This is a genomic window from Nostoc sp. NZL, assembly GCF_015714705.1.
GTDB classification, from domain to species: Bacteria; Cyanobacteriota; Cyanobacteriia; order Cyanobacteriales; family Nostocaceae; genus Nostoc; species Nostoc foliaceum_A.
Map to the genome: position 1 here is coordinate 25,847 of NZ_WBKL01000156.1, position 25,683 is coordinate 51,529.

Consider the following 25,683-nt stretch of genomic DNA (forward strand, 5'->3'; position numbering starts at 1 on the left):
ACTAAATCTACAGATCCTTGATAGGATTACTGTGTCTTACATATACCATACATAATTATTTGTAGATGAACAAGATTTAGCTACCGCAACTGCCGCAATCGAGGAAGTTACAATCAGCACCACTACAATCTAGAGAATCACAATCAGCAACGCCACAATCAGGAATCATGCTAACCATCTCGGCACAATTGCATCCCAAATCGGCACAATCAAAACAGTAGATATTGCTGTTGCTAATAAATGAAGATTTTTGAGCAACTTTACCAGATGCTTTTTGTCGTGGCTGCTTACCTGCTTTTTCTTCCTCTGTGGGTTCTTCTGAATTCTCAATTTGCGTAGAGACGTAGCGGCTTGCTGCAAGGCATCGCAAAATTTGATTAGCTTGCTTGCAAGCTTGAAATCGTTCACGGGTATTGATAAAAGCTTCTTTTAACCCTTCTTTAGCAATTACCCGCTTGAAGTATCCAGAGCAAGATTCACCGCCATATAACAAGCGATGAGCGCAAGCAAAGCCTTTGTGTGGGGAAATATGCTTTTGATAGCCAGTAATTGCGGCAATGCTGACTTGTCTGCTAAGAGAATCGAACAAAGAATGCTGCATATTCGGGACTAGGCAATTTTCTTCATTCTTCCCAGTCCTAATGCCCAATTCCCAATCCCCAATTCGTATCGAAACATTAAGGAATATTGCATTTCAGCAGAAACATGAAGGGAAAGCGCCAAATCACCAGAAATACCGTGGTAGTATGCTCTCGGTAAATGTGAAGATTGGGAGAAAGACCTTTGACACTACGGGTTGCTGTTATTGGGTCAGGCCCTGCTGGTTCATCTGCCGCTGAAACACTGGCAGCCTCTGGGATTGAAACCTACCTGTTTGAGCGAAAGCTAGACAATGCAAAGCCTTGTGGGGGTGCAATTCCCCTATGTATGGTGAGTGAATTTGACTTACCACCAGAGATTATCGATCGCCGGGTACGGAAGATGAAAATGATTTCGCCTTCCAATCGCGAGGTTGATATCAATCTGATAAATGAAGATGAATATATAGGAATGTGCCGCCGGGAAGTGCTAGACGGCTTCTTGCGCGATCGCGCGGCAAAACTAGGCGCAAATTTAATTAATGCCACTGTTCATAAACTTGATATACCAGGAAACAATACTGATCCCTATACCATCCATTACATTGACCATACAGACGGTATATCACAGGGTATTGCTAAAACCCTGAAGGTAGATCTAATTATTGGGGCAGATGGGGCTAATTCTCGCGTTGCTAAAGAAATGGACGCTGGGGATTACAATTATGCGATCGCTTTCCAAGAGCGAATTCGCTTACCCGAAGACAAAATGGCTTACTACAACGACCTCGCCGAAATGTATGTCGGTGATGACGTTTCTACCGATTTCTACGCTTGGGTTTTCCCCAAATATGATCACGTAGCTGTCGGTACTGGTACGATGCACATCAATAAAGCCAGCATCAAACAGTTACAAGCTGGTATCCGCGCCCGTGCTTCCGAGAAGCTAGCAGGCGGTAAAATCATCAAAGTCGAAGCCCACCCCATTCCTGAACATCCCCGTCCCCGTCGTGTTGTCGGTCGCATCGCTTTGGTGGGAGATGCTGCTGGTTACGTTACCAAGTCCTCTGGTGAAGGTATTTATTTTGCCGCTAAATCTGGACGGATGTGTGCCGAAACCATTGTAGAAGCATCTAATAGTGGTAGCCGTATTCCTACAGAAGGCGACCTCAAGATTTACCTAAAGCGTTGGGATAAAAGATACGGACTCACCTACAAGGTGTTGGACATTCTGCAAACCGTGTTCTATCGTTCCGATGCTACCCGCGAGGCTTTTGTGGAAATGTGTGATGACCTCGATGTGCAGCGGCTAACATTCGATAGCTATCTGTATAAGACCGTTGTCCCAGCTAATCCCATCACCCAATTGAAGATTACTGCCAAAACCATTGGTAGCCTAATTCGGGGCAATGCCCTTGCACCTTAGGTGAGTGCAAAGGACTGGAACTTATAAATTACTCAATTTTGTGGGGTGGACATCTTTGCACGCTTATTAATCAGGGCGGGCGAGATGCCCACCCCACAACATATATCAATAGCTGCCGTATTTTTGGTAAAAATAATTCTGGAAAATCCCATTGGGGTCATACTTGCGCTTGAGAGCGAAAAATTTAGCAGCTTGTGGATAAGCTCTACGAAATTGTTCAGGTGTGGCATGAAGACGATAGGGCAGATAGTGCCTACCACCGACCGCTAAGGCTGCCTCAATCAGTTTCTGGGTCATTACCTGCATCTTTGCCTCCCCCTCTTGAGTGCGTTGCTGATGAAACAGCATCACCAGTCCAAAAACTTCCTGATCGGCATATCTGAGAAAACTGTCGTTATCTTGGTGAACATTTCGCACCGTGACATTGAGCAAATCCCCTTCGTACTGGGTAATAATGACGCGACACTGCTCTAAAAACGCTTCCAGAGATTTAGGGGGAATAAAGTACTCATGCAGGATGTCAGTTGAAGCCTGGTGACGATTCTCAAATAAGGTGGAGGGACGGTTGAGAATCTGGTTTCTCAAAACCCGGTTTCCGGCTTCTCCCCCAACGATCTTTTCTAGTTGCCAGCGCAAGTTTTTGCCATAGTCACTGCCAATGCTGCCACGGAAAACCGTTCGAGGGACTCTAGAATCTGCTTGTTTTTCTAAAGAGACAATAGCCTGAGTTGCTTGTGGGACTTGGCGATAGGTGGTAAGAATAGCTTCTTGTAAAAAGCTTTCCGGTGCAACAGAAAGTCTACCGTATGCCATACCAATAATGGCTGCACCATCTACCTGTTGCCGATAGGTATCAATATATTTCTCGCTCTTAATCACGAGCCGTTCAGCTATATACGTCTCATTAGGTACTACTCTCAAGTCCACATCAAGAATGATCCCGAATAGCCCGTAACCGCCTAAAACTAGAGAAAATAAATCTGAGTTTTCCTGTCTGGAACATTCCACAACCTTGCCACTTGCCAGCATTAACCGGAAACCTTCAACCGTGCTAGCAAAGGGAGGGCTATTATGTTGCCAGCCATGAGCATTGGCACTCATCGTGCCGCCAACAGAAAAATCGTTGTTGGACTGCATAACGGCGACAGAATAGCCACGTTCATTTAGATAGGGAATAATATCAGACCATTTAGCTCCTGATTGCACCGTTAGGATTTTAGTTGCCGGGTTCAATTGCATCCGGTTGAAGTGGAGCATCCCCAGCGAGATGCCTTTAGCATACAGAGTGTGACCACCCATAGTGTGGTGCGAACCCGCGATCGCTACCTTTTTACCTTGACGTAAGGCATCTCTAAGTACAGACTGTAGTAGCACCTCAGCAACTCCAGGCTGACTTTTAACCTGCCTAATTGTCACCTGTGTCTGATTCAGGTGACTGGCATCATCGACCGTGCCAACAGGCAGGGGTTGACGGTCATCGCGATCGCTCCAGGCTGTTAAAGTCAGGTGAGCAACAGGCCTAGCAATGACTGTCAGGGCAATAGTGGTAGTTGCCACAAAGACAAGCAAAATAATCTTCAGCCTGTTTTTTAACAATTTACTCCGGTAGAAACGCTGCATAACCTGGAATGAGGGGGCAAAATAGAAAACATGACGATTGAATCCAATTCCTCTAATCTACCAACCCCAGAACCCATTCCCGAAAATGACTTGCAACCGGATGACTTTGACGGTAGTGCAACTGAGAATAACCTCACCTCAGAAGCACTAGCGACACAACAAGCCCTAGCAGCGATCACATCTTTGCAATCTCCGCAACATACAACTGCTCTCAAACAAGCCCGTTCTGACTTTCAGCAACCCACCGCCAAGCAATTCATAGTTAAGCCAAGGGCATTGCTGATTACTTTTATAGCGATCGCCATCACCTTTATTGGAGTTATTCTCAATAACTGGATCATCGGCATTATCGGAACGCTGATGACTTTGCTGTTATCCCTAGCGATATTATTGCCTTGGTTGCAAGAAGTTTTAGACGAGTGGTTTTCACCCCAAGAACGCACCCTGTTTGTTGCCTTTTTAGGACTAATAGTAGCGATCATCGGCTTGATCAGGTTCACAGGTATAGGCGATCGCTTGCTACTTTTAGGACGTCAGATTAACTGGGAAACTGCTGGTAGCCTAGCAGAATGGTTTGGTGCTTTGGGGCAAATTCTCATCGCCATCATCGCCGTTTACGTGGCGTGGCGACAATATGTCATTTCCAAAGACTTGACAATTCAGCAAAACCTGCTAACAGTTCAGCAAAATATTATCACCCAGCAGCAGACAATTGATTCCTATTTCCAAGGTGTTTCAGACTTGGTATTAGATGAAGAAGGATTATTAGAAGATTGGCCCCAAGAAAGAGCGATCGCTGAAGGACGCACTGCGGCAATTTTAAGTAGTGTCGATGGCAGTGGTAAAGCTAAAATTCTCCGCTTTCTCTCACGTTCCAAGTTGCTCTCACCCCTAAAACGCGATCGCCTATTAGGTCGAGCCATTCTCGATGGAACTGGCGGATACGCAGAAGACCGCCTGGAAGGTGTGCGCGTCATCGATTTAGGCGTAATGCTAGCCGCAGCAGACCTTTCTGGTACTGATTTACGTTGGACTGACCTCAGCGAAGCTAATCTTGTCCGCGCTAATCTGAGCGGTTGTGATTTAGTAAAAGCCAACCTCTCCCGCACAATTTTATACGGTGCTAATCTCAATGGTGCTGATATCAACGGGATTCGCCTATTCTATGGCGTAGTAGATAAAGCATCACCCCGCAGTCGCACTGAACCACCAGATTATGAAACCGGCGAACAAACTGGCGCTGTGGTGGAAAATGCCGATTTCAGTAATGTGCAACGGATGTCTGAGTCTACACGTAACTACTGTTGCACTTGGGGTGGCGAAAAAACTAGAGGTACTATTCCTGGTGGTTGTGAAGGTATTTCCAATAAGTTGGGAAGATAGTTACAGCAGAATTTAGAATTCAGGAGTAAAACACCCTTTATCCCTGGGTAACAGACGAATAGTTGTGTACCTTACCAACTTGAAATCTGCTGTATACCAATTTTGGATTACCTTTAAACAGTTTAAATACTTCTCTCCATAGAGCGCTACCTGTTACCCCAATCTCTAACTCTAGCGACCCGCAACAAAGCTAAGAGTGCCTGTATTAATAGTGGCTGAGACCATAAAGATTTGTTCTTACAATGCAGTGATAGTGACTTTAATCTGGAATAACGCAAGGTGATGGTGTATCTCTAACATGGTAATAAAACCTAAGTATGCTACCAACTATGTGCAAATTTCAACCAGGTCAACGAGTGATCGCACAACCTTTCCTTGCAAAGAAAGAACACGGTAAAGTAATAAATATTGATAAAGGAATAATAATAACAAAGGTGGAAGTTAGTTTAGATAACGGGGATAGTAAAAGCTATCCACCGGGTGATTTATCATTTGAGGAACTAACCCAGGAAGAAGTACGTGCTGAAATTAAAAATGTTACTAATCGGGTTGAGAAAGTTGCTTCCCAACTATCACAACAAATGAGAACAGAATTACCTAATCATTTAAGATTTATTGCAGAAGCTGAAGTATCTAATGATAAAGAAAGAGCAGCTAGAGAATGCAATTATGTAGCGAACAACCTAGAAGACGCAAGTCGAGATGAGTTGGTCACAAAAGATTGGTGGAAAAACACAAGAATAAGCCTTGAAAAAATATATTGGGCTATGAAGGGTCGTCCTCTGTAATCAGTTTCACAATTTTTAACTGCTAATTAAAATACTGCTATTGCTTGTGCATCAGGCATTAGTGGGGTATTAGGTGTAAAAATGTCTTGTGTTTCAATCTCGATAGATTTCTATAATTTGAGGTAAAAAGGAGGTCATTAACAATTCAAAAATAAAACTTGCCAATCAATAGTAGTGGCGATAGAAGAATTGTGTTAACTGTATTTTCTAGTAAAGGCGGATAATTTCACAAGTTGATGTAAACAGCCTTTATTTGATCCAACAACTGCTTTTCTAAGTTTTTCAGTTCTGGTAGGTTATCTTGCCACTCTCGAATAATTCTTCCGAATTCACTAACTCTAATCCATAGAGTAATATTAATTGGTCAAGCTTGACGTTTCCTACAGCAAGAGTTTAAACCATAAGTTAATCAAGTAGTATTAATCAAGTTGCAAATCCCATAATTATGAATTATTAATCATACAGCCCAGTAATTCTCGCCTTCAGGTAGGGTAAGGATTTCAACACCATCTTCAGTTACAGCTAAGGTATGCTCACATTGAGCAGAAAGCTTGCGATCGCGCGTTACAGCAGTCCACTTATCGCTGAGAACCTCAACTTCGTAAGTGCCTTCATTAATCATTGGCTCAATAGTAAAAACCATCCCTGGTCTGAGGCGCTTGCCCTTACCGCGTGTACCATAGTGGGGAACATCTGGCGCAGTATGGAAAATGTTACTGATGCCGTGTCCAACGAAATCTCGCACTACAGAAAAGCCTTGTGCTTCAGCATACTCTTGAATGGCTGCACCAATGTCGCCAATCCGTGCCCCAGGTTTAACTTCAGCAATACCTAAGCGCAAACACTCCTCTGTCACCTCTACCAGCTTTCTCGTTTTTGGCGAAGGAGTGCCCACAAAGAATGTCTTAGATGTATCGCCGTGGTAACCTTCAACAATCGGCGTTACATCAATATTAATAATGTCACCATCCTTGAGGATTTGCTTGGCATTGGGAATGCCGTGACAAATTACCTCATTTACACTGGTGCAAATCGATTTAGGATAGCCCTTATAACCAAGAGGTGCGCTTTTTGCTCCATGTGCTTGCGTCCAACGTTCGGCTTCATCATTTAGTTCAAGAGTGCTAACCCCTGGCTTCACGAACGGTTCAAGATGCTGGAGAAGTTTAGCTGCTAAACGCCCAGCTTGACGCATTTTGTCTAATTCTCGTTGGGATAAAATAACAATTAGTTCGGTTTTCATTAACTTTTATCTAGATATCTTTCATAAACATAGTTAACCCTGTTTGTGCAGCTCTCTGTGCAGCATCAGCAACTTTTAGGGTATACAAGCTCTCCTCTGGGGTAACGTACAAAGGAGTGCCATTAAAAAGATGGTCTAACACCATACTCGTGTCTTTGGCGAATAAACCCCGGCGAGGGCCAACTTCTATAGGTGTTGTTTCCCCTGGCTGAATGAAAATTCCTGTGTCACCATCAAAAATTAAACCACCTTTTTCCCCGTGAACTTCAAACTTGCGTTCTGATTGCCAAATACTTTCACCTTTGCCGTAGACTACTTGAGCTAAAAGTCCACTATTAAACGATACTTCACTAGTACAGAAACAGCTTTGGTAATATTCCGGTTCTATTTCCCAATATCGCTGGTGACAGTTAACAGTAAATACTTTACCAAATAAATCGGTGAGACGATGTAGGCGAGACAGCGCACCAATTAATGGAAAACCGAACAACTCGTGGTTATAAGTCCATTTGCGGGGTGCAGGTTTCTGAGGATTGATGGTGCTGTAGCGAACATAAAACACTTCACCAATTTTGGCTAAGTTTTTCTTCAAGGCTTGATGTAAACCACCCAAAAGTTCCAGGTGTTCAACGTGCAGGAGTTTTTGTTGTGCTTTGGCTAAGGCAATCAGTTCCTCTGCTTCGACTACATCTAACGAAAGAGGATACTCTACAATCACATGTTTGCCGTTGGTAAGTGCTGCACGAGCGATCGCACCATGATCTCGATTAATAGTTGAGATCACCACCAGGTCTATATCTTCACGCTTTACTAGCTCTTGCCAAGAACTCAACGTTTCAATCTGGTACTCTTTGGCAAAGTTTTCTGTTTTCTCTGCGGTATGACCAACAACTGCGATTAACTGCGATCGCGATCGCTCATTATTGAGCAATGCCTCAGTTCGAAACTTTGCTGCATACCCAGTACCCACCAAACCTACACGCACTCTTGCTTTTTCCAAAGCTGCTTCTGAATTATACATGATCCTCACTAGTTCTATTTTCGAGCTTCTCACGCTTCTAGCGGTGAGATTCTCTCTTCATGGGGAATCCAATGAATTCACCAGTCTAGACTCTACAACATTCGTCCTACCCCCTCAAGGACGCATAAGAATTTATTTGAACCTAGGCAGAAGTACGTATGCTCAAAAGGGAGACTTCAAAAGAAAAGCCCTTTTTTTGAGGGCAAGGTTGTCCCCCCCCATAAAATAGGATCTTTGTCAATATAATGAGCGAAAAATTTTAGGAAATTGGGAAAAAAATTACCAATTCAATTCAGTAAATTTTAGTGCGTTACCGAACGCGAGTGCGTCTGGTAGAGAAGCCTTGCCAAAGGCATCACTATGATAATTGTCTAATCAGATTTTTTAATCACCTAATTTTTTGCTAATAGCACTTGTAAATCAAGGTCTTCTAGGAAATGAAACAGCCCTGCTTTTTAAGGGAGTTGGGAAATCTCTCCTGCGTAAGTCCTATAAAATACAAGTGACATTAATTTCACTCATTTTTTCTCATTTATAAGATAATTTTTTCTAATCACAACCTGACTGTGGCAGTAAATACATAAATAAAACTTATCGGGATTAAGCAACTAAATTTCATTACTAATCGGCTTCAATTTCCAGTTACATCGTTTAATTTTTCTCGTAGTATCAGAATTGAAGCAAATTTAAACTAGCGGCTCATCCCAGAGAACAGCCGTGACCTTTGCCTTAAGATAACTTATACTGCCGTTTGCAAAAGAGAGGATTACTCAATGCCAACTTATAAAGTGACACTAATCAACGAGGCCGAAGGGCTGAACCAAACACTTGAGGTTGAGGACGATACCTATATTCTAGATGCTGCCGAAGAAGCTGGTCTTGACTTGCCCTACTCTTGCCGCGCTGGTGCTTGCTCGACTTGTGCAGGTAAACTCGTTAAGGGTACCGTTGATCAGGGTGACCAGTCATTCCTAGATGACGATCAAATAGAAGCTGGATATGTACTAACCTGTGTGGCTTACCCAACCTCTGACGTGACAATCGAAACTCACAAAGAGGAAGAACTCTATTAAGAGCTAAGAACCTCAACAATAAACCTCTTGCAAGAGTTACTGATGTTGAAAAAATAAAAACACCGCATTTAGGGTAAAAACCCTCCCAATGCCGCGTGTACTTCTTAAAGCGACTTTGACAAAAAGCCTAATTTTGTTTTAAGCAGGAACACAAAATTTACTGTGTTCCTGCTTAATTTCTCAGTAGGGAGAAAACCGCGCTGCCTCCCATTTACCTTTTGTTTACTCCAGATTCCTATCTAAAGATAGATGCAACTTAAATACCGACTCGCTTAAAGCTTAGTCTCTTTGCTGAGAATTTGAATCTGAGTACCAGGATAGTAGAATTGGAGAATTTTTGGACTCGACCAACCTAATTTAGCTAAATTTTGAGCGCCAGTTTGACTCAAGCCGACTCCATGTCCCAATCCACCACCAATAAAAGCGTATCCCCACAGTTCTGGTTTGCCTTTGTTCAGAGGTTCTATGTAAAAAAGCGTACTCGTAGGAGCAGCAAAGGCACTGCGAACTTCGTCTTTGTGGAGAATAAAGGTACTGTTGTCAGTTTTAACCGCGAGTTCAAGGATGCGTCCACTCTTGCTTCGCTTCACTACTGCCATAGCCTGAATTGTTTTAAATTTGGCATGGGGACTATTTTTCACCTGCAAAAATTTCTGCAAGTCCTTGGTAATATCCTCTAAAGGGGTTTCCTTGTGCCAACGAAACATATTCCACTGGCTTTCATTAAATCCTTGTTGGGTATTAATAAATTTTTGGAAGTTCTTTTCATCTGCTAAACTCTGCTTAGACAAGTTCCAAAAATTAGTCGCGGCATCCAGTACAGGTCGCAGATAGGGACGATCATCGCCATTCCAGACATCGCTGAAGGAAGCGGTAACGCCACCTGTGGTGGAAGAATATAGAGCATCTACTAGTTCGTTTTTATAAGTTACTACCTTACCTCTGGTGGAAGCGATCGCTTGGTCTGTTTTAGCAGCTGCTCCATTCAGCCCATAATAAACTTGGCAGTGAGTATCAGCACACAACTGATAGTTATCTGCGGCAAACCTGCGTAAATTTCTTAAAGCATAAGTCCGCGCAAGAATTGCTTGGGCCTCCAGCGCTGCTGTTGGTGCATTTATACCTATTTCGTAAGGCACAACCCCACGCAAATAAGTTTCTAAGGGTACTTGGTTAACGAGGGTGTATGTGCCGTAAGCATTTGGCTGCAAATTCAGTCGCCCAGCGTAAAGACGAGCATTTTCTGGTTTTTCGCTTTTATTCACCCGAATCAAGTTTTTATCAGTGCTGATTTCCAAATCATTCGGGCTATAGCGATTACCATCCACTACCCAACTAACTCGTGGCACTTGTTTCAAAACTCTAGTATCAAGATATACTTTTTCTTTAGTAGTAGCTTGGATGTTTTGCAATAGCAAGCGCCGCAGCAAAGGAGTGCTGTAAACATCTCGTTTCGCCCAAACCTGCCAGCGTTCTGGCTGGGCTATTTCCACTTCCATTCCCTGAGAACGCCATTTATTAGCACTGTCTTCCGCAGTTTCAAAAGTGCGATATGTGCCCAAAATTACCACTTCTTCGACTGCTGACTGGGGTAAAGCCTGCATGACTGTTTCCAGCTTTACAGGGTTCTTGGTAACCAGGGTTTGCTGCTTGTTGCCTGCTTTAAATTTTAGCTTTAAGCGATCGCCTTTTGTGGGTTCTAATTGCAGCTTGGCTGTCGGTTGTGAGCCAAATCGCTGCACAATCCCAATTTTCAGTTCTATATCCTGGATGCTGCTCTTAGGCCCTGATGCAGCAGTCAGCCCCAATAGACAAAATGTGGCCATCACACTGTGGGAAAAACGCCAAAACGAAAATTTCATGGCTACCTGTTTCTGCCTCTTAATGCGGCGTTGGAGCTGATTTTCTAATTGCTTTGTAGCGCGTTTTTTTTGTCGCATGAGTGCTCCAATGATACCATTACCAGTCTTACCCCAAATACTAGTTGCAAAACAAAGTCATAACGACTATGATTTATTCAGAGGCATAAAACAGAACTAGTTGGATAAACTCTTTATGGTTAGAGTCCAAGAAATTCCATTAAATCAGATAAAACGGCCATTGCCCCGTGCAAACGATCCTAATAAAGTCCAAGCGTTAATGGAATCGATTGCGGAGATTGGGCAGCAAGAACCTATTGATGTCCTAGAAGTAGATGGACAATATTATGGCTTTTCTGGTTGCCATCGGTATGAAGCTTGCCAGCGTTTAGGCAAAGAAACCGTTTTAGCTAGAGTCCGTAAAGCACCCCGCAGCGTTTTAAAGATGCACTTGGCATAGAGAATGTGGGGATACAAGGAGAATAACCCATGCCCCATGCCCAATTCTCAACCCCCAATTACATATAACCTAATTAGGAGAAAATTATGTCATCGAAAGCAACAGTCAAAAATGTAAATATCGGCATTGACGAGGTGAGTAGGGCTAAAATTGCCGAGGGTTTATCTCGCCTGTTGGCTGACACTTATACACTTTATCTGAAAACTCATAACTTCCATTGGAATGTAACAGGGCCGATGTTTCAAACATTGCATTTGATGTTTGAGACCCAGTATACAGAATTAGCCTTAGCAGTTGATTTAATAGCCGAGAGAATTAGAGCGCTTGGCTATCCTGCGCCAGGAACATACAGCGAATATGCCAAACTGAGTTCGATTCCAGAAACTCCCGGAGTTCCGAAAGCTGTGGAAATGATCGGTTTGCTAGTGGAAGGACAAGAAGCCGTAGTCCGAACTGCACGGTCTATTTTCCCCGTGATAGAGGAAGTTAACGATGAACCTACTGCCGATTTATTGACTCAGAGGATGCAAGTACATGAAAAGACAGCTTGGATGTTGAGAAGTTTGCTGGAAGAATAGGGAATAGGGAATAGGGCATAGGGAATAGGGGATAGAAAAAAACTTAATCGCCAATGCCCCATGCCCAATGCCCCATGCCTAATACTCAATGAACAATATTAATTTCACCCAAAAGTTGCAATATTTAATGCAACAGGTGGGTATTTCTAGTTTTAAAGCGCTGAGTCGCGCTGCTGGTGTCTCCGAACGTCAACTTTTGCGGTTACGTCAAGGAAAGCTAGAGCAAATGCGAATAGATGTGCTGCTCAAGCTGTCGTCAGTGCTACAGATGCCATTGAATGAATTAATCGCAAATTTTTCAACCATAGAGTTGTTACCAGAGAAAGCAGCGCCCACTCAGGAATTATTAGAAGAAATTGTAGATTTAAGAAAAGAGTACCAGCGATCGCAGCAACAAATAGAACAGCAGCGAGAGATATTACTACAAGAACTCCAGCAGTCAAGTTTGCAACTGCTGGAGTCTTTATTATTACAATGGCCAACAGCAGCACAGAAAGCGCAGGAGAATCCCCAGTTAGCAGCAGTCAAAATAGTCCCGTTGGTGCAGAAACCTCTAGAAAAGCTTTTACAGGCGTGGGGAGTGGAAGCGATCGCACTTGTAGGAGCAGAGTTACCTTATGATCCCCACCTGCACCAATTGATGGAGGGAACTGCACAACCTGGAGAAACAGTCAAGGTGCGTTACACTGGGTACCTTCAAGGTGAGAAGCTGCTTTACAGAGCCAAGGTGAGTCCTGTTTAAGAGAGTTAGGAATGAGGAGTGAGAAATTACAAATCCATAACTCTTTAATGATGGCTATCATCATGAAGCCTATTGGAAAATCTCAGTTTTGCAAAAATAATATTTAATCAATAATTTTAAAAGCAATAACTTCAGATTGTAGATCAGTATATATTTACATCTCATTGATGTAGGTAAGCAACATTAAAAAATTAAACTATGTGATGAAACACCAAATCAGCAAACAGCCTATAAATCGGTCATGCCAACCTTTTTACAAAACTAAATATACATGTTTTTTACCGTGACGACTTACTTCCCTTGTTTATTTATAATTGGTCTTTACTAGTAAGAAAACTATACTTAATTAAGCTAATAATGTTTTTGTCATTACAAAAGAACAGATTGAAATAATTATAATTAATGTTTATCCAACCGGAGTAATTATCAATAATTACTCAATCTTGCATCTTAGATTTTATGTTGCCAGCATTTTTAAATGTTATATAATAGCGAAATCAGACCATCATTTACACAAATCAGCGTGACATAATTATGAGAGAACAAGTAAAAGTTATTAAGCTCAATGGTAATTTAAACGCCACAACCTCACAAGAATTTCGACAAAATATTACCGAAATTTTAGTAACTGGTGCGAAAATTGTGTTAGTTGATTTTCAAGATGTAACGTTTATGGATAGTTCAGGATTGGGAGCTTTAGTATTAGCTTTTAAAACCTTGCGAGCGGCGGATACAAAACTTGTTCTCTGCTCAATTAATGAGCAAGTTAGGATACTATTTGAACTCACTAATATGGATAAAGTATTTGAAATATTTCCCAGCCAAGACGCATTTAATCAGGTTTTAGTCTCCAAAACTTAATTCATCAAAGTTAATTTGCAAAATAGATAAATCATCATCAAAAGCATCTTTGGAGTTCAGAGCGATTAAATAACTCAGTACGCGATCAAGTTGGCAATCAACAGGATGTTGTAAGCTAACTAGTAGCTGAATAAAAGCATCTAAACTCCAAAGTGTGCCATCTGATTTGGTGATTTCATAAGCACCGTCACTAAAAATGTAAAGGGTACTGAATTTTTCAATATTGCAAAACCCATCAACATATTTTGCCTCTGGAAACATCCCAACAGGCATACCGGGTGTTTTCAAGAGTTTAACTTCAGACTTCCTTGGAGATGTGCCGGTTACTAAAACGGCTGGTGGATGACCTGCACTAGAGTAAATTAACTGGTGGTTGATTCGGTTGTAAACTCCGTACCAAATCGTAAAGTATTTATCATTTTGATAATTCATCTGGAAGGTATCATTCAAAGCCTTCAATACATCACTAGGTTGATAATAATTTAGGCTTTTGAGTGCACGTGAACGCAGCAGATTCAGCACTGAAACAGAGGGAAGAGTGGCTTTGAGTCCATGTCCGGCAGTATCGAGTAAGTAAATTGCCAGATAATCATCATCGAGCCAATAGTAATCGAAACAGTCACCGCCGAGTTGCCGTGAGGGAATGAATCGGAAATTTATATTGAAAGGTTCAGTCATAGAAAAAGGCAGCAGCGATCGCACATATTCTGCGGCTTCTGACATTTCTGATTCTAAAAGCAACTTTTGAGCCTGCAAATCTCTACTTAACTGATGCAGGCGTAAACCCGCTCTTACCCGTGCTTGTAATTCATTGTGCTCGATAGGTTTGGAGATAAAATCATCAGCACCAGCATCTAGACCTTTGACACAATCGGCAACGGAATCTAAAGATGTTAATAAAATAAAGAATGTGGTAGAAAATTTGGGGTCTGTCTTAATGCGATGGCAAACTTCTAGTCCAGTCAACCCTGGCATGATCCAATCACAAATAATTAGTGCTGGACGGCAAGCCAGTGCCTTTTCTATTCCTTCTTCGCCACTACTGGCAGTAACTACCTCATAACCCTGTTTTTCCAACATCCTTTTCAGGAGTATTTTTATTGAATAATCATCATCAATTATTAGTATTTGAAACATATAAGATTGCAGTAAACACTAATTAAAAATTTGCTGTAAAAATAGAGAATAAAAATATCATATGGGCTAATGAGTTAGTAGTCCCCTTACAGAGATACTACTAACTCATTCTATTTTCCAGTCGAATTCATGACTTTTTAACGTCATAAAATATTATGGTGGCGCAAGAGGATTCACCCACAAGAGGATGGTATTTTTTAGCTGGTTTAAATCGCGGTATGCTTCTTGCTTGAACCATTGCCCTAAGGCATCAAAGGGGGTGAAAGATGTTCCAGTTTGCCATTTAATATCTTGACCTAAAGGTGTTGTATGAGTTCCTGGTAACGTTTGTGTTGTCACCATGTCATCAAAGCGTTCTTGTAAAATTTTGGTTAAAGCTGCTGATTGATCAATGGTGTCATTGCTAAATTTTATTAATAAATTGCGCCGGATATTGTAGCGCTCTTGGACAAGCTTGTTGGTTTCCAATGGTGAAGGGGTAAACTCGATCGCAAAAGTAGAATTGAACTGTTCTACTAAGGGGATAGCTTCTTTAGCGGCGTAGTTGTTGAAAGATATTAAAATATTGCCTGCACGTTCAACTTTAAAGAGGCTACCAATCAGCAAGTGAAGTTTACAGCCCATACTGTGTCCAACGCCGTAGATGGGGTAGTAAAGCTTGCGTAATGCCCCAGAATCGTGTAAGCGTTCGATGGTGCGGTCAAAGTTTAACAGCACAGATTTTGCGATCGCAGTATGATCCAGTGTATTGACGAAAGGCGTAGCAATTACAACATAACCTTTACTTGCCAGTTGTTCGAGTAACCAGCGATAAGTGATGTGCGGTGCAGTGGCGACAAATGCACCTCCTAAAAAATGGATGATACCTATGGGATTTCGGGGAATGATTACCCAGTTACCTCTGACTTCTTTCCAGTCCATGCCGATAAGCGATCGCTTTCTTGATATTCTTTATGTTAGACCGGGGATCGCGACCGTGGGAAGGATTATAGAAAAAGCCATTGAGGATGTCTCCATCTAGCAGCGTCTATGGACTTATCGGGAACATCTACGCTTTCTCAAACTTACTTCTTTTACGCACGTTACCCTGAGTATTGGTTTTAACCCTGAGTCTGTAATCTTTTCATTTCGTGTTGTACATCTAATGCAATCTGTAATGCTTCATTGAGTAACCTTCCATGCTCAGTAGCCTGTTCATTTACTTGCATGGCTGTTAAAGTTGCTAAATTGTTGACGAATAGTTCTGTATTACTAAGGATAAAGCTCTTATTTTCTCTCAAAATTCTTTCTGTCTTCAAAGCACGAATTAAATCAGCTTTGGTGAGGTTAAGCGCTTCGATAACACTTTCTCTTTGCTTTATAAGCACTTCTGGATTGCCGGCTTCTTCTATTTGGTCATTGATATCTATTGCTCTAATAACAGTATTATATCTTTCAACATCACTTAACAAGATTTGTAGAGAAGTTGTCATGTTATTTTTGACAATTTTGCTTCTATTTTTCCATATTAAATATAAAATAGTTTGCGTAAGACCGCCAATCCAAAGACCTAAGATAATTAATGCTATCCAGGATGGAATTGCTATCCATGATACAAATATTTTCAGAAAAATATCAAATAAAAGATATCCAAAAACAAATGTAGCAAACCCAATAAAAATTACAGTTGCTCCTTCCGAGCTTTTAATTTTATTAATGTATAAGTTTGCTAATTTTTTGAGAGGATTAGTGATGATTAAAAGTTGATTATTGACAGGTAAATTAGTCAGATTTTGCAGTTCATTCTGACTAATTTCCAAGCCCTGTAAATCATCCCGCACAGCTTTTCAATCCTTGCCAGAATAGTTATTTAATCTAATATAGCAATCAAATTTCTGGAATGCGGGCATTTTGTCTAAAGTTTTTCAGGCAAGTTAATACTTCTAGTGAACTAAATATTTTTTTGTACAATATTATACTATTTTGCCAAGATAACTATTTATACTATAAGAGTAATCAGAACGAAAATAAATCTATTGCCTGTAAATGTAGTGAAAATGCAACAGGTTATTGTCCTGATAAACAGCTATTTACAACTTTAAGAAAGAATAATGGAAAAGTCCGCAAAAACGGACATTACTTGTTTATTTATCAATAATCGCGTCTCACTTGTTACATTAACTTCGCTTTGGAGAAGATTGTTTCTGTTTGGAAATGCTACGCTGAGGGTTTAAAAATGGGGGGATGGGACAGTCTAGCGTCATAGCGATCGCTCTTAGTAAATCTGCTTCTGATGAAGTAACTTTGTTATCTAATAGTACTGTGTGGGCGCAGGCATCAACAATAGCTTGCTTGAGTTTGGGACTGGCAAGGCGGAGGTGCTCAATACTTTTCTTGAGTTCAGTGAAATTACAAGTAAGTGGTATTTCCGGTTTTTCTTGCTCTCCAGCTTTGGGAAGTCGAAAAACTCCAGAACGAAAAGCATAGGCGATGTCTTCGGTGTGGGCATCGGGTTGGGAATGTCCAACGCGGGCAATTACGGACAGTACTAATAGACTATCTGGCCAAATCTGTTCGATGGCGGTGAATTCTACCGTTGTAGGCGAGGTGGGATTTATACTAGGTTGGAGCCGATGCCACAGTATTAACTGCAACACAAAATGCCATAGTGATAAACTTCCGGTGGCTACAGCTAAACCGTGGACACATTTGCAAAGCCTTTGGCATTCTTTGGCAGAATTTTGGCGTAATATGGGTACTGCCAAATCCACAAGTGGTAAGCGAATGCTGGGATCTAACTGGCTAATTTCGCTACTAAATTCCAGGGTTTTTTCTACCAACTCAGCAGGCTGCACCTCTCGTAACCAAGCAATTTGACGTTCTTGGATCTGGAGATTTTCCGTATCTAACGCCAGCGCAAAAGCGATCGCCATTGCACTTTCCTGCTCCCGTACACCCAAGCGCAGGGATTCCGGTAACTGCGATAACAGCGCTTGAGCATGGGCAAAATGCTCTGGTGTAACGCTTCCAACTTGGTTTACAACCTGTTCTGGCGTGGCGTTGGAACTACCAGCAAAGCCCATTGTTAGGGATTCTTGGGAAGGGGAACGCATCTGATTGCGAGATGGCATTGCTGCTAAATTGCTGACATTCAAACCCCCAACCCGGCGGATACGTTCTGCTAAGGGTGGGTGGGTAGAAAACATATCTTCCCAGAAAGAGGGATTGAGGGCGTTGCCAAAAAACATGTGGCTGGCGGCTTCTGCACCCGGCGCGATCAAACGTGAATCCATTTGTTGGAGTTTTTGGAAGACTCCGGTAAGTCCGTTAGGATTGCGAGTGAACTGTACAGCCGAAGCATCGGCGAGAAATTCACGTTGGCGAGAGACTGCGGCTTTAATCAAGCGTCCGCAGAGTAAGCCGATACCGCCAATTGCCATCAGTGCCAAGCCAAAAGCCCAGATAGGTAAACCCTTGCCTTCCTTGTCTGAACGGAAAGTATCACGAATTCGCCACAGAAATTCCCCGGTTATGTAAATGAACAAAATCCCGTGGAGTAGTCCCACTAAACGCAAATTTAGCCGCATATCTCCATTGAGAATATGACTGAATTCGTGGCCGATGACTCCTTGTAGTTCATCCCGGCTCAGGTGTTCCAAAGTTCCACGGGTAACTCCAATTACAGCATCATTGGGCGTAAATCCAGCAGCAAAGGCATTAATCCCGGTTTCTCTCTCAAGGAGATAAACTTGTGGGACAGAAATACCAGAAGCGATCGCCATTTCCTCGACAATATTTAATAGTTGTCGCCCTTGTTCATCGGCTGTATCTGGGAGTAAGAGTCTTCCTCCCAACTCCTGAGCGATTACGCTTCCTCCTTGACGGAGACAGGCAATTTTATAGAGACTTCCAACTGCGATCGCAATTATTGTAATCCCAGCCACGTAGAGAAATATCCCTGGATGCCACCAAACACGGGGAGCCATGCCGAACATAAATAAAGTGGCAATATAAATCGCCATAATCATGACTGCGATCGACAGGGAAAATAACCCGATTAATTGTTGCGTATTTTGGCGTGCCCGATCCTGATGTTCAAAGAAATTCATAGACACCTAAAAAGACACGCGTGGGGCATTTCTAATTTCTGGAGTAGCTTCGGCAAGCAATTCTGCGACAGTAAAGTTAAAAGTATTGGCCACAAGGTTGCTGGGGAAAGATTCGCTCTTGGTGTTGTAAAGTGTCACCGCGTCATTAAAAGCCTGACGGGCAAAAGCAATCCGGTTTTCAGTCGAAGATAATTCTTCCATTACCTGAGTCATGGCGCGATCGGCTTTCAATTCTGGATAAGATTCTGAAATTACCATCAACCGACTTAAAGCACCCGTCAGCGCTCCTTCAGCATTGCCCAATTGTTGCATCGCTTGCGGATCGCCAGGATTTTGCACAGCACGACTGCTAGCATTAATTGCAGAATTCCGAGCCACAATAACTGCTTCTAAGGTTTCCCGCTCATGTTTCATGTACCCTTTGGCAGTTTCCACCAAGTTGGGAATTAAATCATAGCGGCGCTGTAATTGAACATCGATTTGAGAGTAAGCATTTTTGTACCGATTGCGATACTTGACTAAATCGTTGTAGCTATTAATGATAATTACAGCAACAATGGCAACTAAAGCAACAGAAAATATTAAAAGCCCCATATTTTTAGATTATTTCCATTAGCTACTTACTTTATATCCAGCAAAATTTGTGTGGATATAAAGATGAGTCTACTTGTAGCAAGTTGGCTTCGTCGTCTGTAAAATTAGTTACGCAATTGCACTGATCTAGATAGGTTATAAGATTTTTTAAATAACCACAGAAAGAAACACAAAAACAAGATAAATAATTTCTAATAATTCCAAACTTTTGTGAACTTTATCATCTGTCTTTTCTCTGTGTACTCTGCGCCTCTGTAGTTGATTAAAAATTGTAGTCAGAGTAAGTTACCCATGAATATGAAGAAATAGGGAATAACCACTGGCAGCAAAAATAAAAAGGATGGCGGTAGGAAAAATTATTACATCCCTAACAATAAATAAAATCCAATCTTTTCTTAGTTCTTGTTTAAACTTAAGTTCTCTCAGTTTTCGCTCAAGTTCTACGTCTTCTTGCGACTGCAAATTTTCAGGTGAGGTAATTAGTGGATTGTCGCCTTTGTGGGCAATTATTTTTGATAAATCTGTCATGGTGTTTTAGATAGCAATAATTTCACAGTGTTAATATGCTTATTTTTGCTAAGTTTTTAAGGCAGAGTCCAGTTTTCTAGTTTTAATCCGTTGATGCGTTCGTAGTGACGAGTATTGTTTGTTACTAAAGTGTAGTTCTCTGCAAGTGCAACACTAGCAATTAGTAAATCAAATTCAGCAATTGTTTGCCCTATTCTACGGAGTTGTGCCTTTAATTCACCATACTTTTTGAGAGCAGGATCAGTTAAAGGTACGACGGGTAAGTTTTGAATAAAGTCTTCTGCATTACTTAAGTTTTCTGAAACTCGATTAGAATTGTATGCACCATAATACAATTCAGCAGCAGTGATAACACAAATGCATACTTCATCCCATCCGACTGCTAATAATTTATCTCTGACTGGCTGACGACCCTTAAGCCAATAAATACATGTATCAGTGTCGAGTAAATAATTCACAAGCTATAATTGCGATCGCTTACAGTACGACTTGAATATATTTCATCAACAATTTCTTCTGCGGTGCGTGTATCTTTCCAGCTTCCAAAGGTTTCTAAAAAACCTTCTGATGCATTGGGTTTTGGCTGCTGTTCAGATGAGACAATTATTTCATTCACTATCAATTGATTTGCTTCTGGGACTCCTAATTTTTTGGTTTCCTCTTTAGCTGTAACCATGATTTGCATCAAGGTTATAGCCTGACGCAGAACATCACTTTTACTCGTGCCTATTTTATTTGCTAGTTCGTCTAATATCTGATTTAGTTCAGGTGACAAATCTAAGTTTAAGCGAACTATTTTTTGGGCATCAGTCATGGTTCTATCCTTGTGTAAAATCTTAAGTACATTATAGTCGGCTGAGGCTGCAAGATTGATAGCGATGATTCAAGAACTTGATCGGGTTATTTAGACTAGCGATCTCCCAGAACATAGTTTAGAAGAGAGGTTTTAAAGATTGTTTTGCTCTTTCGTGGTGAGTGTCTTTATGACTAAACTCTCGGCTAGAGGGATACAACTAAATAGAGCAGTTCTCGATCAATTGCATTAAAATATATTATTGAAATTATTTTTAAGTTAAAAGTTCAATATGAAAGAAGCTCGTCATATAGCTACTGGGAGAATAGTCCAGGCATCTGAAGTAGATTATCCAGAATATCATGGAATTTTTCAGTGCCCACATTGTAAAGTAGCATTGCGACTAAGAAAAGAATATACTCGTTCAGATGGAACAACAATAACTGCTGCTTTTATTCATCCTCCAGGTAAAACAGAATTGGAAAAAAAATGTCCATATCGAATAAATATAAATTTTGGTAATACAAATTCACAAATAAACTTACCTCATTCTCGTAAGCAATGTTTTAAAATCCTGAAAAAGAATTTTTTAAAATGCTTAAAGAAGCATAGTAAAGTTAGCATTACAGAAAATTACTCAACAAATAAATTAGCATTAGAATCTGTACGCATTTTTATAAATTTAAATAATAAGATAATTGCAGCACCCCAAAATTCTCGATATATTTTAGAACTCACAGAATCACAAAGTATTGAAAAAATTTTGCAAAATAAAATATATACCAGAATTAATTCTTATGAACCAGAATCAATACATAGAAAGATACTACTTGCTTCTCTAGAAAGCGAGTTGGATTTAGCAACCCAAAAATCCAATAGTTTGATTTGGGGGCTAGAGTTTTTAATTTATGAAGCTAGTGATGATTTTATACAAGAAACATTAGATTATATCTTTGGGAAGTATGTTGATAATCAAGAAATCAAGGGTATAGAACTAAAATATGAAATAAATAATCTTAGTATAGGTAATTTGAGTTTTGGTGAAATTGAAAAAATATTAGGTTTTCAATTAAGCATCGTAAAGCAAGCAGATAAAATTTTGTCAAATGATAAATTAATAAATAATTTTTTTGCCCAAATGTACAAAAAGGAATTTTTGGACAGCAATGCAGTTATTTTTAATGAAGCACAAAAAATTCATAATGCGGTATTTCAGTATATTATAAATTATCTAGTTGATTTTCCTTGGAAATGTCTGTTATATTAACTGGTTGTTAATTTTATTAATTTAATTTTCTTGTGATTTTTGTCTAAATTTCTAATTTATAGAGAAAATATGAATAAAGAAGAAATGGAATTTTTTAGTAAGATTAGTAATCAATTTCTGCAAGATGTATTTTTTATAGTGGGTCTTGTGATTACAATACTGACATACATTAATGCAAAACGAACAATTCTTCAACCAATAAAAACTGAAGTATTCAAATTGCAGGTAACAAAATTTTCATCGATTTTAGATATATTTGATAAACAAGGCTATGTACAGATAAAAAAATGCTTTGAAAAAATTCTATTTATTAATGCTTGTTCACTTTGCGATGATTATGCAGAGTTATTTTTTGATATTGAATTAAACAGAAATACAAGACCATACAACACAGAAGAGATTGAAAAGATTATATGGAATGTATATTCAATGAAAGGTATAGAAAAATATGAACAGTTTAGAAATAAATTTAATGAGTTAGTAGCGATTAAGAAAAAAAGGGAAGTCAATAGTTTAAAAGAAGAATTGATTGATATAAATAATTTAGAATTTTGGATGAGCTATAACTATGAAGAATTAAAAATCCCTACTGAATATATTGAATTACGTAAAAAACTCATAGATGTAAAGTCATCACCACTATTACCAAAGGAACTTTTAGTATTAATTGAAGAATTTATAGAAGCAATGAATCAAAAGTTAAATTTAGTTATTGAAATATTAAATGAATGTACTAAACAATTACCAAATGATTATTTTATACAAGAAATAATTGGAGAAAGATCGAGCTTATTTATACTAATTCAAATAAAATATAATAAAAAATTTAATAATTTAGAACTAATTGCTAATAAAATTGTTCAATATATTAGAAATTACTGGCTAGTAGAAAAAATTAATACATAATAATTAAGGCTACATATATACACCATAACAATTAATTGATAGGAGTATACATATGTGGTTTAAAAATCTTTAATACACTAACCCGATCGCACTTTTCCTCAAGTCTCCACATTCCCCACGCTTCCAGATAAAAATATCACCCTTCGTTCTAGCTCAAAAATTAAGTTTTGTGACTTGTAAACTAAGTTTCTGACTTCAAAACTAGCTTTTGTCAAAGAATTTCAGCAAATCTACTTCCATTTTTCCTGCTTGCTAAGTTCTCTTCAATAAAAAAACGCAAATATACGCATTCCGACGCAATTTCAGCGTTTCTATACGTATAAATGCGATAAAAGTAGAAACAATTCCAGCTTTATTTAATAGGCGTTGCTGAATCTAAGGATGAATGTCTCACGCAAAGGAAAATTCAATAAAATCATCCCGCATTTATGCAACATCATTTAATGTACTAATGCGATCGCACGTTTTGTTAACGCTTCAGCAGTCAATCCATTAAACGCCATCAACTCACCAGCACTGGCGGTAGTTTCGCCACGCTTCCAAGCAAAGGTGTCGCGCTTGGCTGTACTCCGTAACAGAATCGGTTCTAGCATCCCCGCAGCACCACCAGTAACAGCAATTAACGCATCACCATCAAATAATTCGGCAAATTTAGCATCATCTAAGAAACCGCCTTCGGGTTCAGAACAAGTATCCCATGCGGTATCATGGCTACGGTACAATTGCCGAGGATTGATCACAGAAACTATCTTCACGCCAATACCTTCAGTTTCCAAGAAAGCAGCAGCTTCAAATACTGGTATTAATGTTAAGTCGCCAATTACAGCAAACACAACTTGTTTATCACCAGCAATTTCATGTAATAGCACTGCACCATCGCGCAACCCTTGACGAGTTTGTTCTAAAGTTGTGCGAATTGGTAACGGCGATTTACTAGCTGTAATCACAACTCCCTTATTCTTAGTTTTCAACGCCCAGTCATAACAAGCTTGAATACTATTAGCATCAGGCGGAAATAATGGGAAAACATTTCCATTTCGCATCAACGAAGCAAAGTAAGCTTCAATTTCGGGACGTTGGTGAGTCCAACCGTTGCGCCCTTGCTCTAATGCGCCTGCTGTGAATAAAGTAATAGTCGAAGGAGTTTGACGGCGCAATTCTGCCATTGCTTGGGTTACAGTTTGCCAAATTGGTAATCCGTTGATGGCAAAAGATTCGTAAGAACACCACAAAGTTCTCGCACCCATTAACGCTAAACCCGCAGCTAAACCGGCACAAGCATCTTCACTCAATGGTTCATAAACTTGTCCATTTGGTGCTTGGTTATATAAGTCGTCAGTTGTGGGGTGGATAATTTTTAATGCTTGGTTGATGTTGGCAATTCCCGATGCTTCGTTACCGTCAGCGTTGGTGACAAGGAAATTCTGATCTTTCTTTCCAACTATTCCTACCAATCGTCCCATCGCAGTTGTGGAAACTTTGGGTTCACCACCAACTGCATATTCTTCTAAAGGTAATTCGCCTAATTCTGGTAATGGGAATTCAAATTCTGTCACCACAGTTTTTGCTGCTGGGCCACCACCGGCGCGTTCGGCATTTGTTCTGACTAATTGCCAAGCTTCCGCAGACAAAGCACGGGTTTGCAATGCACTGACAATATGCGGCGCATCCAGCGTATCTTTAGGATACAAGTTGTGAGATTTTGCACCCCGCGCATGGACTCCTGCACCTTTTAGTTGTTTAATAATGAAGACGGTAAGTTTACCGCCGAGTGCAGAACGCGCTGCTTTATCTACACCCGAAAGTACTGCTTGAGTAAATGCTAGGCGTTTCTCAAAAGAAAAGGCAGTGCTATCAACGTAATCCCCTGGCTGGTTTTGATCGTCGAAATCTTTGGCATCCACTAACACGACTTCATCAAAACCGTTACCTTGCCAATATGCTTGCATCTGTTCATTGGTTTTTAGAGAAACCATACTGTGATGTTCTTGGCTGTAACCGTTCCATACCAAAACTGGTAAGAAGTTGGTGACAGCAGGATAAGCTGTATGGAAGTGTGCGATCGCACTTACAATATAAGGCTCACCCAATCCACCATCCCCAACTGTAAAGGGGAATAACTTATCTTTGTGCAACAGTGCAGCCGCCATTGCAAAGTGTTGCCCTTGTCCCAAAGGCCCCGCAGGTGCGAGAATACCGGGAATGTAACCAGAAAGATGTCCTAAAAGTCCGTGCTTTTCTCGAAAGCGATCGCGCAATTGTTGGACTGTAAAAATTCCCATGTCCTCTAGCGAACGATCCAAGAACATGGCACTATAAAATCCAGGGGCGTGGTGTCCGACTTCGGTAATAATGTTCTTGTATCCCAGCATGACAAGAGATGCGTAAGCTTCTGCTTGGCTGGCGAAGCCGCCGGGATGCCCAGAGGCTTTACTACCAGTAACTTGTAAAGTCAGGTAGCGTAAGGCATCGGCAGCCAGTAAAGTTTGATATACAGCTGCTTTGTCTGTGGTAGATGCGATCGCTATTTTTCCCGACTCAATAGCAGGTTTTGCACCATGAGTTTCAAAATCTGGTAACGCTTCACCAAAATATTGAATCCCTTCAGAAAAATTGGGAAGCGCTGAAGATGCCTTTGCGGAGATTGCAGTCATGCTGAGTACCTTTTGACGATTAGGTGAAACTGTAGATGCTCGTTGAATTTAACAAAAATTTTACATCTTCGAGGTTGTAACAGT

24 protein-coding genes are annotated in these 25,683 nt (G+C 40.5%); 10 read left to right on the forward strand and 14 right to left on the reverse strand.

Annotated elements, in window-relative coordinates:
• Nucleotides 1–76 precede the first annotated feature (76 nt).
• A complete protein-coding gene (gene yidD / locus F8R90_RS22270; RefSeq protein ID WP_196512492.1) occupies nt 77–601 on the reverse strand; it encodes a membrane protein insertion efficiency factor YidD in 525 nt (174 codons plus the stop codon).
• 182 nt (nt 602–783) lie between these two features.
• Here yidD and chlP point away from each other — a divergent pair, with 182 nt between their 5' ends.
• The gene (gene chlP, locus F8R90_RS22275; protein WP_196512493.1) at nt 784–2,004 is read left to right on the forward strand and encodes a geranylgeranyl reductase; all 1,221 of its coding nucleotides are present in this window, start codon (nt 784–786) and stop codon (nt 2,002–2,004) included.
• A gap of 105 nt (nt 2,005–2,109) precedes the next feature.
• On the opposite strand, the gene F8R90_RS22280 is transcribed toward chlP, so the two are convergent.
• A complete protein-coding gene (locus F8R90_RS22280; protein WP_196512494.1) occupies nt 2,110–3,561 on the reverse strand; it encodes an FAD-binding oxidoreductase in 1,452 nt (483 codons plus the stop codon).
• Between the two features lie 93 nt (nt 3,562–3,654).
• Here F8R90_RS22280 and F8R90_RS22285 point away from each other — a divergent pair, with 93 nt between their 5' ends.
• The gene (locus F8R90_RS22285) at nt 3,655–5,007 is read left to right on the forward strand and encodes a pentapeptide repeat-containing protein (RefSeq protein WP_196512495.1); all 1,353 of its coding nucleotides are present in this window, start codon (nt 3,655–3,657) and stop codon (nt 5,005–5,007) included.
• 356 nt (nt 5,008–5,363) lie between these two features.
• Nucleotides 5,364–5,795 carry a hypothetical protein gene (locus F8R90_RS22290; protein WP_196512496.1) on the forward strand — a complete coding sequence of 144 codons (432 nt, stop codon included), beginning with the start codon at nt 5,364–5,366 and terminating at the stop codon, nt 5,793–5,795.
• A gap of 457 nt (nt 5,796–6,252) precedes the next feature.
• Here the strand turns inward: F8R90_RS22290 and map are convergent, their stop codons facing one another.
• Together map and F8R90_RS22300 are read right to left on the reverse strand one after the other, a co-directional pair.
• Nucleotides 6,253–7,038, reverse strand: a complete 786-nt coding sequence (gene map, locus F8R90_RS22295) for a type I methionyl aminopeptidase (RefSeq protein ID WP_196512497.1) — start codon at nt 7,036–7,038, stop codon at nt 6,253–6,255.
• Nucleotides 7,039–7,048: 10 nt separating this feature from the next.
• Complete coding sequence (locus F8R90_RS22300; protein WP_196512498.1) at nt 7,049–8,059, reverse strand: Gfo/Idh/MocA family protein; 1,011 nt, start codon at nt 8,057–8,059, stop codon at nt 7,049–7,051.
• A gap of 773 nt (nt 8,060–8,832) precedes the next feature.
• Here F8R90_RS22300 and F8R90_RS22305 point away from each other — a divergent pair.
• A complete protein-coding gene (locus tag F8R90_RS22305) occupies nt 8,833–9,132 on the forward strand; it encodes a ferredoxin (RefSeq protein ID WP_190890680.1) in 300 nt (99 codons plus the stop codon).
• Between the two features lie 272 nt (nt 9,133–9,404).
• Here F8R90_RS22305 and F8R90_RS22310 read toward each other — a convergent pair whose 3' ends face one another.
• Nucleotides 9,405–11,072, reverse strand: coding sequence for a SpoIID/LytB domain-containing protein (locus tag F8R90_RS22310; protein ID WP_196512499.1), 1,668 nt, complete (start codon nt 11,070–11,072; stop codon nt 9,405–9,407).
• Between the two features lie 115 nt (nt 11,073–11,187).
• Here F8R90_RS22310 and F8R90_RS22315 point away from each other — a divergent pair, with 115 nt between their 5' ends.
• The 4 genes from F8R90_RS22315 to F8R90_RS22330 all read left to right on the forward strand — a co-directional run bounded on the left by F8R90_RS22315 (nt 11,188) and on the right by F8R90_RS22330 (nt 13,632).
• Nucleotides 11,188–11,451 (forward strand): ParB N-terminal domain-containing protein, encoded by a 264-nt coding sequence (locus F8R90_RS22315; protein WP_012410090.1) that lies wholly within the window; start codon nt 11,188–11,190, stop codon nt 11,449–11,451.
• A gap of 86 nt (nt 11,452–11,537) precedes the next feature.
• On the forward strand, nt 11,538–12,029 hold the full coding sequence (locus tag F8R90_RS22320; RefSeq protein WP_190890685.1) for a Dps family protein: 492 nt from the start codon (nt 11,538–11,540) through the stop codon (nt 12,027–12,029).
• 88 nt (nt 12,030–12,117) lie between these two features.
• Complete coding sequence (gene grpE, locus F8R90_RS22325; RefSeq protein WP_196512500.1) at nt 12,118–12,771, forward strand: nucleotide exchange factor GrpE; 654 nt, start codon at nt 12,118–12,120, stop codon at nt 12,769–12,771.
• A gap of 534 nt (nt 12,772–13,305) precedes the next feature.
• A complete protein-coding gene (locus F8R90_RS22330) occupies nt 13,306–13,632 on the forward strand; it encodes an STAS domain-containing protein (protein ID WP_196512501.1) in 327 nt (108 codons plus the stop codon).
• On the opposite strand, the gene F8R90_RS22335 is transcribed toward F8R90_RS22330, so the two are convergent.
• From F8R90_RS22335 to F8R90_RS22370, 8 genes are all read right to left on the reverse strand, one after another.
• On the reverse strand, nt 13,615–14,769 hold the full coding sequence (locus tag F8R90_RS22335; protein WP_190890691.1) for a SpoIIE family protein phosphatase: 1,155 nt from the start codon (nt 14,767–14,769) through the stop codon (nt 13,615–13,617). The genes F8R90_RS22330 and F8R90_RS22335 overlap by 18 nt on opposite strands.
• A 153-nt stretch (nt 14,770–14,922) precedes the next feature.
• Nucleotides 14,923–15,690, reverse strand: a complete 768-nt coding sequence (locus F8R90_RS22340) for a DUF1350 family protein (RefSeq protein ID WP_190890694.1) — start codon at nt 15,688–15,690, stop codon at nt 14,923–14,925.
• 179 nt (nt 15,691–15,869) lie between these two features.
• The gene (locus F8R90_RS22345) at nt 15,870–16,589 is read right to left on the reverse strand and encodes a hypothetical protein (RefSeq protein ID WP_196512502.1); all 720 of its coding nucleotides are present in this window, start codon (nt 16,587–16,589) and stop codon (nt 15,870–15,872) included.
• A 336-nt stretch (nt 16,590–16,925) separates the two neighbouring features.
• Complete coding sequence (locus F8R90_RS22350) at nt 16,926–18,857, reverse strand: M48 family metallopeptidase (RefSeq protein ID WP_196512503.1); 1,932 nt, start codon at nt 18,855–18,857, stop codon at nt 16,926–16,928.
• A gap of 6 nt (nt 18,858–18,863) precedes the next feature.
• On the reverse strand, nt 18,864–19,451 hold the full coding sequence (locus F8R90_RS22355; RefSeq protein ID WP_196512504.1) for a LemA family protein: 588 nt from the start codon (nt 19,449–19,451) through the stop codon (nt 18,864–18,866).
• Between the two features lie 285 nt (nt 19,452–19,736).
• Complete coding sequence (locus F8R90_RS22360) at nt 19,737–19,979, reverse strand: hypothetical protein (protein WP_196512505.1); 243 nt, start codon at nt 19,977–19,979, stop codon at nt 19,737–19,739.
• A 56-nt stretch (nt 19,980–20,035) separates the two neighbouring features.
• Nucleotides 20,036–20,437 carry a type II toxin-antitoxin system VapC family toxin gene (locus F8R90_RS22365; protein WP_196512506.1) on the reverse strand — a complete coding sequence of 134 codons (402 nt, stop codon included), beginning with the start codon at nt 20,435–20,437 and terminating at the stop codon, nt 20,036–20,038.
• On the reverse strand, nt 20,434–20,793 hold the full coding sequence (locus F8R90_RS22370) for a CopG family transcriptional regulator (RefSeq protein WP_196512507.1): 360 nt from the start codon (nt 20,791–20,793) through the stop codon (nt 20,434–20,436). The genes F8R90_RS22365 and F8R90_RS22370 overlap by 4 nt, the downstream gene beginning before the upstream one ends.
• 271 nt (nt 20,794–21,064) lie before the next feature.
• Between F8R90_RS22370 and F8R90_RS22375 the strand changes: the two genes are divergently transcribed.
• Nucleotides 21,065–22,039 carry a hypothetical protein gene (locus F8R90_RS22375; RefSeq protein ID WP_196512508.1) on the forward strand — a complete coding sequence of 325 codons (975 nt, stop codon included), beginning with the start codon at nt 21,065–21,067 and terminating at the stop codon, nt 22,037–22,039.
• Between the two features lie 69 nt (nt 22,040–22,108).
• Nucleotides 22,109–22,945 (forward strand): hypothetical protein, encoded by an 837-nt coding sequence (locus F8R90_RS22380; protein WP_196512509.1) that lies wholly within the window; start codon nt 22,109–22,111, stop codon nt 22,943–22,945.
• 440 nt (nt 22,946–23,385) lie between these two features.
• On the opposite strand, the gene F8R90_RS22385 is transcribed toward F8R90_RS22380, so the two are convergent.
• Complete coding sequence (locus F8R90_RS22385; RefSeq protein ID WP_196512510.1) at nt 23,386–25,599, reverse strand: phosphoketolase; 2,214 nt, start codon at nt 25,597–25,599, stop codon at nt 23,386–23,388.
• Nucleotides 25,600–25,683 lie beyond the last annotated feature (84 nt).